Origin of the sequence: Sphingomonas edaphi (genome assembly GCF_003583725.1) — a bacterium.
GTDB lineage: Bacteria > Pseudomonadota > Alphaproteobacteria > Sphingomonadales > Sphingomonadaceae > Sphingomicrobium > Sphingomicrobium edaphi.
Genome location: NZ_QXTF01000001.1, coordinates 269,102 through 283,874, shown reverse-complemented (window position 1 = coordinate 283,874; position 14,773 = coordinate 269,102). Strand labels below are relative to the sequence as shown.

The following is a 14,773-nucleotide window of genomic DNA, read 5'->3' as shown; positions in this document are numbered from 1 at the left end:
CATGGCCATCAAGCGTTTTGGCCCGGTCGGGATCATCGACATCGGGTCCAACAGCGTCCGCTTCGTCGCCTATGGCGGCGCAGCGCGGGTGCCGTCGGTGCTGTTCAACGAGAAGGTCATGGCGGCGCTCGGCCGCGGGCTGCCAAGGGACGGCAAGCTTGACGACGAAGCGATGGCAAAGACGCTTCAGGCGCTGGCCCGTTTTCGGCGGCTCGCCAGCGAAATGGGCCTGAAAAAGCTCCATGCGGTGGCGACAGCGGCGGTGCGCGATGCCAGCAATGGGCCGGCATTCCTGAAGAAGGTCGCGGCGGTCGGACTGAAGCCTAGGGTGCTTCCCGGGCCGGAAGAGGCCGAGCTGTCGGGCTTGGGGGTGATCTCGGCCATTCCCAAAGCGAACGGTGTCGTTGCCGACCTGGGCGGCGGAAGCCTGGAGTTGATCGGGGTCGCGCGAGGCGGGGCGGGCGAGGGGATTTCCCTGCCGCTGGGCGTCTTGCGCGTCGGCACGGACCCGGACCTAGGAGAGCTGGTGCGCAGCATCCGGTCAGCCCTGAAATCGAGCCGACTGAAGGACGCGGCGCGAGGACATAGCCTCTATCTTGTCGGGGGATCGTTTCGGGCGCTTGCACAACTGGACATGAAAACAGCCGGCCATCCGCTTCCGATCATTCACCATCACCGAATTCCCCAGTCTCGGCTGAAGGATTTGCGCGGCGTCCTGCAGACGCTGGAGCTTGCCGAACTCAAAGCGCTTACCGGCATCACTTCCTCGCGCATCCCGACGTTGCCGGCGGCAGTGACTATCCTTGAGGCACTAATCGACGTGCTTGGACCCAGACGCGTGACGGTGTCGGCGTTTGGGCTGCGCGAGGGCCTTCTGTACCGCGACCTCGACGACGCGACGCGCGATGAAGACCCGTTGCTAGCTGCGGCGCTGGAGGTCGGGGAGAAGCTTGGCCGCTTTGGTGATCATGGCGCGGCGCTGGACCAGTGGATGGATCCTTTGTTTCCCGACGAGCCGACAGAAATGCAACGGCTCCGGCTGGCCGCTTGCCTGTTGGGAGACATCGCATGGAACGCTCACCCCGATTACCGGGCGGAGCGTGCGGTCGACATGGCCATCCACGGCAATTGGGTTGGGATCGACGCGTACGGTCGGGCCATGCTGGGCCGCGCCCTGTGCAGCGCATTCGGCGGCGATGGTGGGTTCAGCGAGGACCTAGGCGCGCTGCTGCCGGAAGATGAGACAGTCCGCGTCATAGCATGGGGAAAAGCGCTCCGTCTTGCGCAGCGCCTGAGCGGTGGGACTGAGCCGCTGCTTCGCAAGACCAGTATCGCCCTTGCCCCCAAGCAGGTCGTCCTGTCGGTTCCGTCAAAATATCGCGAGCTTTATTCCGATGCGGTCGAGCGGCGGCTGACCCAATTGGCAAAGACGCTGGGCCGCGTAGGCGAAGTCCGCTTCGTTTAACCGCAGCGCGCGGTCTCGACCCGATTGGCGTCGTCGAGCCCGATCGTCAGCCGGTCGCCGCGGAAATCCATCGTGACTACCCCGCCCTTGGGAACCCAACGGATCATCCGCGCGCCAGACGCAGCAAGCATCCGCCCGCCTAGTTCCTGGCTGGCGGGTTGGCCGACGAACTGTTCGAGCGCCTCGTTATTGCAGGCCATTACCGGCTCACCGGTGCCGGGATGGCCGGACGGAGTAGTCATGCAGGCGGAAAGGGGTACCATGCCCAGGGCAATCATCAAGCTACGCATCGAAAAGTCCTCCCGCGTGATCGGTTTCGAGGGCATCAAGCGATGGCGGCGCTGTCCGGTTCCTGAATGTCTTGCTGAATACGGCTCATCTTGAGCTTGCCGTTCTCTATTGCGAAAGCGAGGCGACCTTCGACGAGGTCGAGCGCGTCGCGGCCAAATTCCTCGAACCGCCAGCCAGACAGGATGTTAAGTTCACTGCGCACACCAGCTGCCAGCGCCTCAAGCTCGTCCGAGCGGGCAATGAGCTTGGCGGCGACGCCGGCTTCCTTGGCGCGGATTTTGAGCAACAGTTTCAATAGGTCGCTCACTAGCGCGGCATCCTTCGTCAGGCCCGGACGGCGCGGCTCGCGGGCCGGCAGTTCTTCCGGGTCGAGCGGGGTAGCTCTGGAGAGAGCGACCATCAGCCGGGCGCCGATGTCGTTGTTTCGCCACCCAGCGGACAGGCCGCGAACCTTGCCGAGATCGTCCTGCGATTTGGGCGGATGGCCGGCCAGGTCGTTGAGCGTGTCGTCCTTGATGATGCGGCCGCGCGGCAGGTTCTTCGACCGCGCCTCGGTTTCGCGCCAGCCGGCGAGCGCCTTCAACCGGCCTAGAACCGCCGGGTTGCGGCTTGGCAGCTTCAGGCGGCGCCAGGCATCTTCCGGTTCGAAGGCGAAGCTGGACGGGTCGGCGAGTCGCTCCATTTCCTCGTCTAGCCAGGCGCCCCGTCCGGTCTTCATCAGCTTCTTCACCAGCTTGGGAAAAATCGTCGCAAGATGGGTAACGTCGGCGATGGCATAGTCGATTTGTCGCTTGTCGAGCGGGCGACGCGACCAGTCGGTGAAACGCGCGCCCTTGTCGAGATTATGCCCGAGGACGCTTTCGACGAGGTTCGAATAGCCAATCTGTTCGCCGTAGCCGAGCGCCATGGCGGCGATCTGCGTATCGAATAGCGGGTTGGGCACTTTGCCCGTCAGGTTGTGAATGATTTCCAGGTCCTGGCCACCGGCGTGGAAAACCTTGAGCACTTGGTCATTGTCGACAAGCAGGTCGAGCAACGGATCGAGGTCGAGGCCGTCGGCCTTGGGGTCGATGGCGGCTGCCTCGTCCGGGCTGGCGATCTGCAGCAGGCAAAGATCCGGCCAATAGGTGTTCTCGCGCATGAATTCGGTATCGACCGCGACAAAGTCATGGTCTTTTATGCGGGAAACGAGGGCGGCGAGGTCGTCCGTGGAACTGATAAGCGGGTGAATTTTCATCTGCGGCGGGCCATAGCGACACCGGCGCGCCTTGACAAAGGCCATGACGGAAGGTGAAGCGACGGCGCGAATTTTTCCGCTTATCGCCAGCCTTTATCCCAAGAGAATTTACGCATGCACGCCTATCGCACCCACACTTGCGCCGACCTTCGCGGTTCCGACGTCGGGTCGACCGTCCGCCTGTCCGGCTGGATCCATCGCAAGCGCGACCATGGTGGCGTTCTGTTCATCGATCTGCGCGACCATTACGGCCTGACCCAGGTCGTTGCCGCAGCAGGGAGCGAGGCGCTGAAGACGCTGGATGCGCTCCGCGCCGAATCGGTGGTGACGATCACGGGCGATGTGGTGATGCGCGAGGGCGGGGCAGTGAACGCCAAGCTGGCAACCGGCGATATCGAGGTCGTGGCTCGCGAGGTCGAGGTCCAATCTCGCGCGGACGAATTGCCGATGCCGGTGGCCGGGGAGCAGGATTATCCGGAGGAAATCCGGCTTCGCTATCGCTATCTGGACCTGCGCCGCGAGCGGCTGCACGCGAATATCCTGCTGCGATCCAAGGTTATCGCTTCGATCCGTCAGCGGATGATCGCGCAGGGCTTCACCGAGTTCCAGACGCCAATTCTGACCGCCTCGTCGCCCGAAGGCGCGCGCGATTACCTGGTGCCCAGCCGCGTCCATCCAGGCAAGTTCTACGCGCTTCCGCAGGCGCCGCAGATGTTCAAGCAGCTGCTGATGGTTGCCGGGTTTGACCGATATTTCCAGATCGCGCCCTGTTTTCGCGACGAGGACGCTCGCGCCGACCGTAGCCCGGGCGAATTCTACCAGCTCGACTTCGAAATGAGCTTTGTGACGCAAGACGATGTGTTCGCGGCGATCGAACCGGTACTGTCCGGCGTGTTCAGCGAGTTCGCCGGGGGCAAGTCTGTCACTCCGGCGGGTGAGTATCCGCGTATCCCATACAAGGAAGCGATGCTGAAATATGGCAGCGACAAGCCGGACCTGCGCAACCCGCTGATCATCCATGACGTCGGCGAGCACTTCAAGGGTTCGGGCTTCGGACTGTTTGCAGGGTTGGTCGAAAAGGGCATGGCCGTCCGCGCGGTGGCAGCCCCGAGAACCGCTGAAAAGAGCCGCAAGTTCTTCGATGACATGAACGAATGGGCGCGGAGCGAAGGCTTCGCGGGGTTAGGCTACGCGACCCGCAAGGGCGGCGAGTGGGGTGGTCCGATCGCCAAGAACCATGGCGCCGACGGCATGGACAACATCGCGGAGCAGATGGGCATCGGTCCTGACGACGGGATCTTCTTCGCCGCGGGCAAGGAAACGGAAGCTGCAAAGCTGGCGGGCTTTGCGCGCACCCGTGTGGCCGAGCAGCTCGGCCTGATCGAGGAGGGTGCCTTCCGCTTCTGCTGGATCGTCGACTTCCCGATGTTCGAGTATAACGACGAGCAGAAGAAGGTCGACTTCAGCCACAATCCCTTTTCGATGCCGCAGGGCGGAATGGAAGCGCTGGAAACGAAGGATCCGCTCGACATCCTCGCATGGCAGTATGACATCGTATGCAACGGCGTGGAGCTAAGCAGCGGTGCTATCCGGAACCACCGGCCCGATATCATGTACAAGGCGTTCGAGATCGCCGGGTACAGCCGCGAGGAAGTCGATACCAGCTTCCCGGGCATGATCGGTGCGTTCAAGTTCGGCGCGCCGCCACACGGTGGATCAGCGCCGGGAATCGACCGGATCGTCATGCTGCTAGCCGACGAGCCGAACATTCGCGAAGTCATCCTCTTCCCGATGAATCAGAAGGCGGAAGACCTGATGATGAACGCGCCGGCGCCGGTGACGGCCAAGCAGCTGAAAGAGCTGTCTATCCGGGTGATCGCGGACGGAACGCCCAAGGCCTGACAACGGCTCGTGGCATTCGTGCCACGTTGGGACGAATAAGGCGTCGGATCGAGGACTCTCCCCGATTGCCGGGCAGAATCCTTTGAGTTACGCCTCGCCTGTGCCGATTGATTTAACAGAATTTGAACGGGCGACGCCGTTCGACGGCGATCCTGATGCAGCATTAGCTGCGTTGCAGGACCGGTTGGCGCGCCTGCAAACTTCGCAGATCATTCATCGCAAGCGATCGATCATCCTGTTCGAAGGTTGGATCGGATCGGGCAAGAAGGGCGCGCTTCGCAGGCTGGTCGGAGCATGGGACCCAACGCATGTGCGGGTGCGGAACGTCGGCGGCGCGGACGCGGCGGACGACGATCGCCATTGGCTGGCGCCGTTCTGGAGCGGCCTGCCGGCGGCGGGAGATACAACAATCTTCTATCGCAGCTGGTACCGCCGCATTGTCGAGGAACGTGTTGCGGGCCGGCTGGACGACAAGCGCTGGGCTCGGGCGTGCGACGAGGTCAACGAATTCGAGGCGCAGCAGCGTGACCACGGGACGCTTGTTGCCAAGCTGTTCTTCCACGTCTCGGCCGAGCGGCAGATGGCCAATTTGCGCGAGCGGCAGGCCGATCCGTGGAAGCGGCACCTGCTGTCAGAAGAAGATGTCGCCGGGCTGGGGCAGCGGGAGCGGACCGTCGACGTGCTGCATGACCTGTTCAAGCAGACCGATACGCGCTGGGCACCGTGGCATGTGATCGATGGTGGCGACGCACAGGGCGGGTGTATCTCGGCGTTGACTGTCATTGCCGACTTGTTCGCAAAAGCGATGCCGGCCGAGCCGCCCGCTGACGGCGACACGGTGGTGCAATTTCCGCCGCAGCAGAAGGCAAGCTAAGCTGAAAGCCCTGCGTCCGGATATCGAATTTCCATGATTTCGTAGCTTTTTTCGCCCGCGGGCAAGCGAACGATCCGCTCGTCGCCTACCTTTGCGCCGACCAATGCACGGGCAATCGGCGCTGACCAACTGATCCGTCCGGCCGATGCGTCGGCTTCGTCCTCGCCTACCAATGTCAGAATCCGGCGCTCGTCCTGTTCGTCGGCCAGTTCGACCGTCGCGCCGAAGCGAACGGTATCGCGCTGCTCCTGATTTGCCGGATCCACGACCTTTGCTTGCTTCATCACTTTCGACAGGTAGGACAGGCGGCGATCAATTTCCCTCAGGCGCTTTCGACCGTAAATGTAGTCGCCATTCTCCGACCGGTCGCCATTTCCCGCGGCCCACGCGATAGTATCAACCAGCTTGGGCCGCTCGGTACCGAACAGTTGCTCATATTCGCCGCGGATGCGCGCGAAGCCTTCCGGCGTGATGAAGCGCGGCGGACGGTCCGCCATAATCTCGTTTCTCAGCCCGGTCGTGAAGACTTGCCGAGGTATGCGGAGATGTGAACCGGTTGCGGTCCCGGCAGGCTAGGATTCAGCCGATCGTAGACAACGCTGTTTTCCAGAACGCGCTGCACATAGCCGCGCGTCTCCATGAACGGGATTTTTTCGATCCAGGATATGATGTCGACGTTACGTCGCGGGTCGCCGTAGGCGCGGACCCATTTGCGAACGTTACCCGCACCGGCGTTATAGCTAGCGACGGCGAGCGGATAATTGCCGTCCCACGCATTGACCAAGCGCTGGAAGTAAGCGCTGCCGAGCATAACATTGTAATTGGGGTCAGACGTCAGGCGCGCATAATCGTAGCCATAGCCCATCTTGCCGGCTTGCTCCCTGGCGGTGCCGGGCATGAGCTGCATCATCCCGCGCGCACCCGCGTGACTGACGGCACGCTTGTCGAAGCTCGATTCCTGGCGGGTGATGCCGTGGACCAGTGACCAGGCTCGACCCGAAGGGACGCTGTAGGCGTGTGTCGGGAAGGCAGCCTTGTAGTAAAATGCGGACCCCGCGTTGCGAGCGGAACGGGCAGTCCAGACGGCCAGGTCCGGACGCCCCGACGCCGTCGCGAGTTCGACAGCGAGCAGCCGGTCGGCGTCAGTGGTCACATCTTCGGACAAGGCTCGGATGAAAAGGGTTTGGTCGTCCCAGCGCCCCTGGCTGCCCAAGGCGCGGAGTGCCTGGACCAGCCGCTTCTGATAAAAAGCCGAGCGCTGCGCCGGAGTAACCAGCAGCGAAGGTGTTCCGGCGGGAGTGGGGACGATGCGGCCCAGACGCTCCAGAGCCAACTGGCCATAGAACAGCTCAGGCGTTGCCGCCGCCCGCTCAAAATGAGCTCGGGCGTTCATAGGGTCGCCGGCTTGCGCCGCTGCCCGGCCTGCCCAGTACCATCCCTTGGTCGCAACCTGCAGCGAGCGCCCGCCCTTGGCGTATTTGTCGAACAAGCCGACGGCGTCGCGCGGGCGGTTGAGTCGCTCGATGGCGGCGGTGCCGGCAAGCCAAGTCAGGGTCGTATATTTGTCGCGAACGCCATAGCTTTTCATGCTGATGTCCGCACCGGGCGCAAAAACATCATCGACTTGGCGGGCGATGTCGTAGGCCACCTGGTACTGGCGGTCGGACATGGCGCCTTGGGCCAGCAACTGCATCATTTCATAGAAACGATCCGCGTCCGTAGGCCGGTAGGTGAAATTGTGCGGTCGTGCGAACAACTGGCGAGCCGCGGTCTCGTAACCCGACTCGCGCAGGTAGCGCGCACGATCCATCATCAGGCCCGCATCGGACGTCACGGTCCCCGCTACGGCCTGATAGCGCGTATCTGCGTCCGCCATCTTCGACAGCATGGCGATACGTGCGTTGAAGGCGCCGCGCCGGGTCGGCGTCGTCCACGGCATCATGCGGTAAGCGTCGGTGGTCTTCTTTTCGAACAGAAGCGCGTCAACCCGCTGGTCATGGTCGTTGGCCGTCATCTGCGAGCCGAAACGCGCGAACAGAGATTGCTCGTCGTAAGCGGATAGGTCGGCGGAAGTCCAGGCGCGGCGGGCGGCAGCGAGCGCCTCGGCCGGCTTGCCAGTTGCCAAGAAGGATTCTGCCAAACGTGCCCAGCCATTGCCGGTCGTCGGTTCATCCGTTCGGAAGAAGGAAATGACGGTCAGCGCATTCTCGCCGGGCCGCATCTGCTTTTCGGCATTGCGGCGAAGCGCGCTTTCCCCGGGCCAGCCGGGGTTAGAGGTCACGAAGCGTGCGTAGTCAGCGAAAGCATAGCCGCTGGCGGAGCGAAGGCGGCGCCAGTCGGCCAGCGCGTAGTTAATGTCCTGCGAAACGGCGGCGGAAACGGCCGGTCGCGGCGGACTGGTCTGAATCACAGGCTGGACTGCAGCACCAGCGACAGCGGAAAGCAAAAGCGGAACGATAATCGTCATACTCCTCATGCTGGACATCCTGCAGGACCCGTCCTTATCAGGCGGTGAACGACGCGTCGTAGCCGGGGCAACCTAACCCCGCAGACTAGTCTAGGTGAAGGAAAAAATTCATGTTTTTCGGATCGATCCCGGCGTTGGTGACGCCTTTTGCGGCGGGACGAGTCGATTATGCGATATTCCGAGAGTTGGTTGAATGGCAGATCGACGAGGGCAGTAATGCGCTGGTGCCGTGCGGCACGACCGGGGAATCCGCGACACTTTCAACCGACGAGCATCGCAAGCTGATCGAGTTAACCGTCGAAATCGCGCGTGGGCGGGTGCCGGTCATCGCCGGTTGCGGGTCGAACAATACTGCTCATGCGATCGAGCTGACGAAAAACGCCAAGGAAGTGGGCGCTGACGCGGCATTGCACGTGCCGCCCTATTATAACCGTCCCAACCAGGAGGGCATCTACGCCCACCTCTCTGCTGTGGCGGACCTCGACATTCCCATCGTGCTTTACAACGTGCCGGCCCGCACGATCACCGATATCGCTGTCGAGACGATGGCCACGCTGGCGCGCCTGCCAAACGTGGTCGGCGTGAAGGACGCGACCGGAAACCTGGCTCGCGTGTCAGCGCAGCGCCTGGCCTGCGGAGCGGAGTTCGTCCAGCTTTCGGGTAATGACGACATGGCGCTTGGTTTCAACGCCATGGGCGGGGTTGGCTGCATTTCGGTTACTGCCAATGTCGCGCCCGCGCTTTGCTCGCAATTCCAGGCAGCAATGCGGGAAGATCGCTGGGAAGATGCGCTGGCGTTGCAGGACCGGCTTTATCCGCTGCACGCGGCGCTATTTACCGATGCTTCGCCGGGCCCAGTCAAATATGCCCTGTCGAAAGTCATGGTCGACTTTCCGGCCGAGCTTCGGCTGCCATTGACCGAGGCGTCGGCTGCGTCCAAGGCGGCGGTCGATCAGGCCCTGGCGCATGCGGGGCTCGTCTGAGGGTAATTTGTCCAAGCCGCTCCCCGTCAAGGAATTCGACAAGGCCAAGGTGGTCGCCGAGAACCGGCGGGCGCGGTACGACTATTTCGTCGAAGACCGGTTCGAAGCGGGAATCGAGCTGAAAGGCACCGAGGTCAAAGCGCTTCGTACCGGCGAGGGATCGATCGCCGAAAGTTATGCGCTGGTCGAGGGCGAGGAGGTCTTCCTTATCAACTCCTCAATCCCGCAATATGGCAATGCCGGTTACAGCAGCCATGAACCACGCCGGCGCCGCAAGTTGCTGATGCGCGGGCGGGAAATTGCGAAGCTGTACGGCGCAATCAACCGGCAGGGGCTGACGCTTGTCCCCTTGTCGATCTATTTCAATTCGCGGGGGCGCGCGAAGGTCGAACTGGCGCTGGCGCGGGGCAAGAAGGTCCACGACAAGCGCGAGACGATCAAGGAACGTGACTGGAAGAGGGAACAGGGCCGTTTGTTGAGGCATAATGGCTAGTCGTCCCAATTTCTGGCAGCGCTTCCTGCACAAGAATGCACCATCGCGAGAGGAAGTTCTTGCCAGCCGCTGGCTGAAGCCTTTCGGTCATCGCGTCGCTCATTCCGAACTTTGGCGATTCACGCGTCGATCGGTCCCGCGCGCGGTGTTCGCAGGTCTGTTCATCGGTATTTTCCTAATGGTTCCGGGCTTGCAGATCGTCGGAGCGGCGCTGCTGTGCATACCAATGCGCGGGAATATTCCGATCGCGGCTGCAATGACCTTTCTATCCAATCCAGCAACGACGCCCTTTTTCTTGGTGGCGGCGATCGACGTCGGCAATCGGCTCGGATTCCATGCCGACCTCGCTGCCTTTGAGCGGTTGAGGACAAGCGGGGCGAGCGTGGGGCGCTGGTTCTCCTGGTTGCTGTCCGACGCGGCGCCGGCGCTCGTATCAGGTCTTTTCGTCATAGGACTGGGTCTTGCGTTGATCGGATATCTAGTGTCGCTCGTCGGATGGCGCTGGTGGGTCGGTCGCAAATGGCGGCAACGTTACGCGCGATCGGAATAACGCTCTAAGTTCAAGTATTTCGGGAGGGGAACATCATGCGGAAGTATATTGCGATCCTGGCTGCGGGAACCGCGCTGGCCGGTTGCACCACGGCGACGACTAGCGAACCGGTACCGGCGACGCCTGTCGAGGTTCCGGCTCCGGCGCCAGTACCGCCGGCTGCTCCTGAGATCGGAACCTTTGGCTTCGACGTGGCAGGCATGGATCGCACCGTCCTTCCGGGCGACAATTTCTACCAGTTTGCTAACGGCACTTGGGCGAAGAACACGCCAATCCCGGCCGATAAGTCCAACTATGGCATGTTCACGAAGCTGGACGACCTTTCAAAGGAGCGGACCCGTTCGATAATTGAAGATGCGGCGAAGGATCCAAACAGCAAGATCGGCATCGCTTATAACAGCTATCTCGATACCGCTGCGATCGATGCTCGCGGTCTGGACGGAATGAAGCCGTGGCTGGACGAAATCCGCTCCCTTTCGAGCAAGTCGGGCTATGCCGCGCTTGCTGCCAAGGCCGATCGCCTCGGTATCGGTGGCCCATTCGGCGAGTTCGTCAACCTCGATGACAAGCAGAACGACCAGTACATCCTGAACATGGTCCAGGCCGGGATCGGCATGCCCGATCGCGACTACTACCTGAAGACCGACGCCAAGATCGCCGAGACCCGCGGCAAATATCTCCAGTTCCTGACCAGCATACTGACGCTGGCCGGTGAATCCAATGCTCAGGCCCGCGCCAAGGCAATCCTTGATTACGAAACCACGGTCGCCAAGGCGCACTGGACGCAGGTCGAGAGCCGCGACGCGACCAAGACGTACAATAAGCTGACCATCGCCGAGTTGCAGCGCCGTGCCCCAGGCTTTGATTTCCGGACCTATCTCAATGGCGTCGGCGCGAAGGGCGACCAGGTCATCGTATACCAGCCGTCGGCCTTCACCGGCATTGCGGCGGCCGTTGCCAAGGCCCCGCTTGGCGTGCTGAAGGACCAGCTGCTCGTCCGGTCGATGTCGACCTATGCGGGGGTGCTACCCAAGAACGTCGACGACACCGTTTTCGCTTTCTACGGCACCGCGCTGTCGGGCACACCCCAGCAGGAAGAGCGCTGGAAGCGAGGCGTGAGCTTCACCAGCGCGGCGCTGGCCGACGAGGTCAGCCAAGTCTACGTCCAGCGCTATTTCCCACCGGAAACGAAAGCGGCCGCTGACGAGCTGGTCAAAAATGTTCTGGCAGCAATGGGCCGCCGGATCGACGGCTTGGCCTGGATGGCGCCGGAAACCAAGGCGCGCGCCCGGGCCAAACTTGCGAACTTCAACGCCAAGATCGGCTATCCGGATCAGTGGCGCGAATATGCGGGCCTCGACATTCGTGCGGGCGATGCTCTCGGCAACGCGATGCGCTCCGCCGAGTTTGAGCATGAATATCAGCTCGGCAAGCTTGGTGGCCCGGTCCGCAAATGGGAGTGGCTGATGACTCCCATGACCATCAACGCTTACGCCAATTTCAACATGAGCGAGATCGTCTTCCCGGCGGCAATCCTGCAGCCGCCTTTCTTCGATCCGCACGCGGACCCGGCAATCAATTATGGTGGTATCGGCGCGGTGATCGGGCATGAAATCAGTCATCACTTTGACGACCAAGGCGCGAAGTACGACGAGAACGGTCGTCTCAACGAGTGGTGGACTGATGCCGACCGCAAAGCTTTCGAAGCGGCCGGCAAGGCGCTGATCGCCCAATATGATGCCTATGAGATATTCCCGGGCGCACGTGTCCAGGGCGCCTTCACGCTAGGCGAAAATATCGGCGACCTCGCCGGCCTGACGGTCGCCTATGACGCCTACAAGCACTCGCTGAACGGGCAGGACGCTCCGGTGATCGACGGCACGACCGGCGACCAGCGTTTCTACCTCGGTTGGGCGCAAGTCTGGCGGCGCAATTATCGCGAGGCCAACCTTCGGCAGCGATTGATCACCGATCCGCATTCGCCCTCGGAGCAGCGCGCGGCCGTCGTTCGCAACCTGGATCCATGGTACCAGGCCTACAATGTACAGCCGGGCCAGAAACTGTATCTTGCCCCCGAACAGCGCGTTCGGATGTGGTAATTGATCTACGAGCAGATCGACTTCACTGACTCCAAGCCGTTTGACGGCGGCCTGCGCTGGCTCGTTCCAGCGTTGGTCGCCGCAGCGGCAGCCAGCGGGGCGCTGCTCTTCTACTCTATCGGCGAACCAATATTTGCCGGCCTCTTTCTCGCCGGTTTCGTCGCGATGTTAGTGGCGGCGTTCGTGATCGATCGGCGCGGTGCGCGTTCCATCGAAGTAGCGCCGCTCCTCGTTCCGGACCTTGAGCTTGTGGGATCGGCCTTGGCGCTGTCCACCGACCCGGTCGCGATGACCGGCGCAGACGGCGAGCTAAAATCCGTCAACGCCGCCTACCGTGCTCGCTTTCCGTCGCTTACGTCCCCGACGGACCTTGGAGACGATGAGAGCGTTCGCGGCCAGTTAGCATCGGCACGGGACGCAGCTCTTCGCGATGGCCAGCACCAGCTCGCTGATGTGCCGCTTATCGGCGGAACCGTCGCGGTCAGTGTAGCGCGGGCCGGAGCGCGGCAGGACTTGCTGCTGTGGCGGTTCTCGGGCGCGGCCGAACCCGACCTAATCGACGTCGCCGCTGAGCGCGTAGCGGGCGCGACAGGTGAGCGGTTGGCATCGGCGGGAGTACTTGCCGCGCTGGTCGATGACGACGGCCGCCTGGTGGCGGCCAATCGGCCGTTTGCAAACCGGGCGTTGGGCGGAACTCCGCAAGCTTTGCATCCGCCCACGTTCGACCAGCTTGTCGATCATTCCGAAGGCGGCTTGCTGCGCCTCATAGCAGAAGGGCCGGACGGTCCGACGTTCCGGGGTGTTCATGTCCCGCTGGACCTTGGCGGCGAGGGCGGTGCGGGAACCCTGCTGCTTTTCGAATCGAATGACGGGCCCAGCCTGGCTAATTCCACCAATGTTCAAGTGCTGCTGGAGATGCTTCCGATTGGCTTGGCGCTAGTTGATCGCGACGGTCGGTTCCTGACCATGAACAAGGCGTTTCGTATCGCAGGTGGACTGAAGCTCGACGACATGCCGGCCTACCCAGGGGACCTTGTCGTCAAGGAAGACAAGGCGGCCGTGGCCGACGCCGTCCGGCGCAATGCCCGCGGCCCGGCGATGTCTGGCGATTTGCCGGTCCGCCTGAAGCATCAGCCGACAGAGCCCGTCGCGCTGACGGTTGCGGGCCTGAGAGGCCTTGGCGACGCCGCGGTCCTGCTCCTGCTCAAGGACAATAGCGAGGAAGCAAAACTCAAGCGGCAGGTCGCCCAGGCGACCAAGATGCAGGCCGTCGGCCAACTGGCGGGCGGCGTGGCACACGATTTCAACAATATTCTGACAGCTATCATTGGCCATTGCGACCTGATGCTGATGCGGCACACGCCGGGTGATACCGACTATGACGACATCCAGCAGATCAAGTCGAACTCGAACCGCGCGGCAGGCCTGACGCGGCAGCTGCTTGCATTCTCCAGGCAGCAGACGTTGCGGCCGCAGATCCTTCAGCTTCCCGACGTGGTCAGTGAAGTGTCGCACCTGTTAAAGCGCCTGCTCGGCGAAACCGTGCAACTAGTCGTCAAGCACGGCCGCGACCTTGGAGCTGTGCGCGCCGATCCTGGGCAGCTTGAGCAGGTCATTGTCAACCTCGCGGTCAACGCCCGAGATGCAATGGCAGGCGGGGGCGGCGGAACGCTTACTATCCAAACCTACGCGGTGAAGGCGGACCAAGTCGCGGACCTTGGCAGCGACATCTTGCCCATCGCCGACTATTCCGCGCTGTCGATCGCCGACACGGGTACGGGCATATCGGCTTCCATCCTGGGTAAGGTGTTCGAGCCCTTCTTCACGACCAAGGAAGTCGGCAAGGGGACGGGACTTGGGCTGTCGACCGTTTACGGCATCGTCAAGCAGTCCGGTGGGTTCATTTTTGCCGATTCCAAGGTCGGATCGGGTACGCGCTTCACCATTTACCTCCCTGTCCATCATGTCGATGAGGACAAGCAGGCCGGAGCGAAGAAACCCAAGGCCGCCGACGCGGAAAACGAGCTTTGGGGTACGGGCACGATCCTGCTGGTGGAAGACGAGCCGATGGTGCGGACCGTCGCCGAGCGGGCCCTCACCCGTCATGGCTACAAGGTGTTGACCGCCAACAATGGCGAGGAAGCACTGGAGATCGTCGACCGGGGCGACGAGATCGCGCTGCTGATTTCGGACGTGGTCATGCCCCTGATGGATGGACCAACGATGGTGCGAGAGGCGCGTAAGTCGCGGCCCGACCTCCCGATCCTGTTCATGTCGGGCTATGCCGAAGAGCAGCTGAGGAAGTCGATCGACATCGCCAACGTTGCCTTTCTTCCTAAGCCCTTCTCGGTCCAGGAATTGGCTGAAGCGGTCCGCAAGGCACTGACTGATAAATAGTTCTTTCCTCCAGCG

Annotated in this window: 12 protein-coding genes; 8 read left to right on the top strand and 4 right to left on the bottom strand. The window is 62.3% G+C overall.

Annotated features, from left to right (window positions below):
* Position 1: 1 nt before the first annotated feature.
* Entirely contained in the window at positions 2 to 1,465 is a 1,464-nt protein-coding gene (locus tag D3M59_RS01440) for a Ppx/GppA family phosphatase (RefSeq protein ID WP_119530916.1), read from the top strand.
* Here D3M59_RS01440 and D3M59_RS01435 read toward each other — a convergent pair.
* Positions 1,462 to 1,755 carry an I78 family peptidase inhibitor gene (locus D3M59_RS01435; protein WP_158581916.1) on the bottom strand — a complete coding sequence of 98 codons (294 nt, stop codon included), beginning with the start codon at positions 1,753 to 1,755 and terminating at the stop codon, positions 1,462 to 1,464. The genes D3M59_RS01440 and D3M59_RS01435 overlap by 4 nt on opposite strands.
* Positions 1,756 to 1,790: 35 nt before the next feature.
* Positions 1,791 to 2,993, bottom strand: a complete 1,203-nt coding sequence (rnd, locus tag D3M59_RS01430) for a ribonuclease D (protein WP_119532809.1) — start codon at positions 2,991 to 2,993, stop codon at positions 1,791 to 1,793.
* A gap of 114 nt (positions 2,994 to 3,107) precedes the next feature.
* Between rnd and aspS the strand changes: the two genes are divergently transcribed.
* Entirely contained in the window at positions 3,108 to 4,895 is a 1,788-nt protein-coding gene (gene aspS / locus D3M59_RS01425) for an aspartate--tRNA ligase (protein WP_119530912.1), read from the top strand.
* Positions 4,896 to 4,977: 82 nt separating this feature from the next.
* Entirely contained in the window at positions 4,978 to 5,769 is a 792-nt protein-coding gene (locus D3M59_RS01420; RefSeq protein WP_158581915.1) for a polyphosphate kinase 2 family protein, read from the top strand.
* Here D3M59_RS01420 and greB read toward each other — a convergent pair.
* Both greB and D3M59_RS01410 read right to left on the bottom strand, forming a co-directional pair.
* Positions 5,766 to 6,266 (bottom strand): transcription elongation factor GreB, encoded by a 501-nt coding sequence (gene greB, locus D3M59_RS01415; protein ID WP_119530908.1) that lies wholly within the window; start codon positions 6,264 to 6,266, stop codon positions 5,766 to 5,768. The genes D3M59_RS01420 and greB overlap by 4 nt on opposite strands.
* A gap of 11 nt (positions 6,267 to 6,277) precedes the next feature.
* Entirely contained in the window at positions 6,278 to 8,245 is a 1,968-nt protein-coding gene (locus D3M59_RS01410; protein ID WP_158581914.1) for a lytic transglycosylase domain-containing protein, read from the bottom strand.
* Between the two features lie 101 nt (positions 8,246 to 8,346).
* Here D3M59_RS01410 and dapA point away from each other — a divergent pair, with 101 nt between their 5' ends.
* From dapA to D3M59_RS01385, 5 genes are read left to right on the top strand one after another with little or no spacing between them, the layout of a single operon-like run.
* Entirely contained in the window at positions 8,347 to 9,219 is an 873-nt protein-coding gene (gene dapA, locus D3M59_RS01405) for a 4-hydroxy-tetrahydrodipicolinate synthase (protein WP_119530904.1), read from the top strand.
* A 7-nt stretch (positions 9,220 to 9,226) separates the two neighbouring features.
* Complete coding sequence (smpB, locus tag D3M59_RS01400; protein ID WP_119530902.1) at positions 9,227 to 9,712, top strand: SsrA-binding protein SmpB; 486 nt, start codon at positions 9,227 to 9,229, stop codon at positions 9,710 to 9,712.
* Entirely contained in the window at positions 9,705 to 10,262 is a 558-nt protein-coding gene (locus tag D3M59_RS01395) for a DUF2062 domain-containing protein (RefSeq protein ID WP_119530900.1), read from the top strand. Before smpB ends, D3M59_RS01395 begins: the two co-directional genes overlap by 8 nt.
* 35 nt (positions 10,263 to 10,297) lie before the next feature.
* Positions 10,298 to 12,361, top strand: a complete 2,064-nt coding sequence (locus tag D3M59_RS01390; protein ID WP_119530898.1) for a M13 family metallopeptidase — start codon at positions 10,298 to 10,300, stop codon at positions 12,359 to 12,361.
* Entirely contained in the window at positions 12,362 to 14,758 is a 2,397-nt protein-coding gene (locus tag D3M59_RS01385) for a hybrid sensor histidine kinase/response regulator (protein WP_407695420.1), read from the top strand. It abuts the gene before it with no gap.
* Positions 14,759 to 14,773 lie beyond the last annotated feature (15 nt).

Coding starts and splice junctions, on each gene's coding strand:
- D3M59_RS01395 (WP_119530900.1), top strand. CDS start 9,705: ATGGCTAGTCGTCCCAATTTCTGGCAGCGCTTCCTGCACAAGAATGCA.
- D3M59_RS01435 (WP_158581916.1), bottom strand. CDS start 1,755: ATGCGTAGCTTGATGATTGCCCTGGGCATGGTACCCCTTTCCGCCTGC.
- D3M59_RS01390 (WP_119530898.1), top strand. CDS start 10,298: ATGCGGAAGTATATTGCGATCCTGGCTGCGGGAACCGCGCTGGCCGGT.
- dapA (WP_119530904.1), top strand. CDS start 8,347: ATGTTTTTCGGATCGATCCCGGCGTTGGTGACGCCTTTTGCGGCGGGA.
- rnd (WP_119532809.1), bottom strand. CDS start 2,993: ATGAAAATTCACCCGCTTATCAGTTCCACGGACGACCTCGCCGCCCTC.
- D3M59_RS01410 (WP_158581914.1), bottom strand. CDS start 8,245: ATGAGGAGTATGACGATTATCGTTCCGCTTTTGCTTTCCGCTGTCGCT.
- greB (WP_119530908.1), bottom strand. CDS start 6,266: ATGGCGGACCGTCCGCCGCGCTTCATCACGCCGGAAGGCTTCGCGCGC.
- aspS (WP_119530912.1), top strand. CDS start 3,108: ATGCACGCCTATCGCACCCACACTTGCGCCGACCTTCGCGGTTCCGAC.
- D3M59_RS01440 (WP_119530916.1), top strand. CDS start 2: ATGGCCATCAAGCGTTTTGGCCCGGTCGGGATCATCGACATCGGGTCC.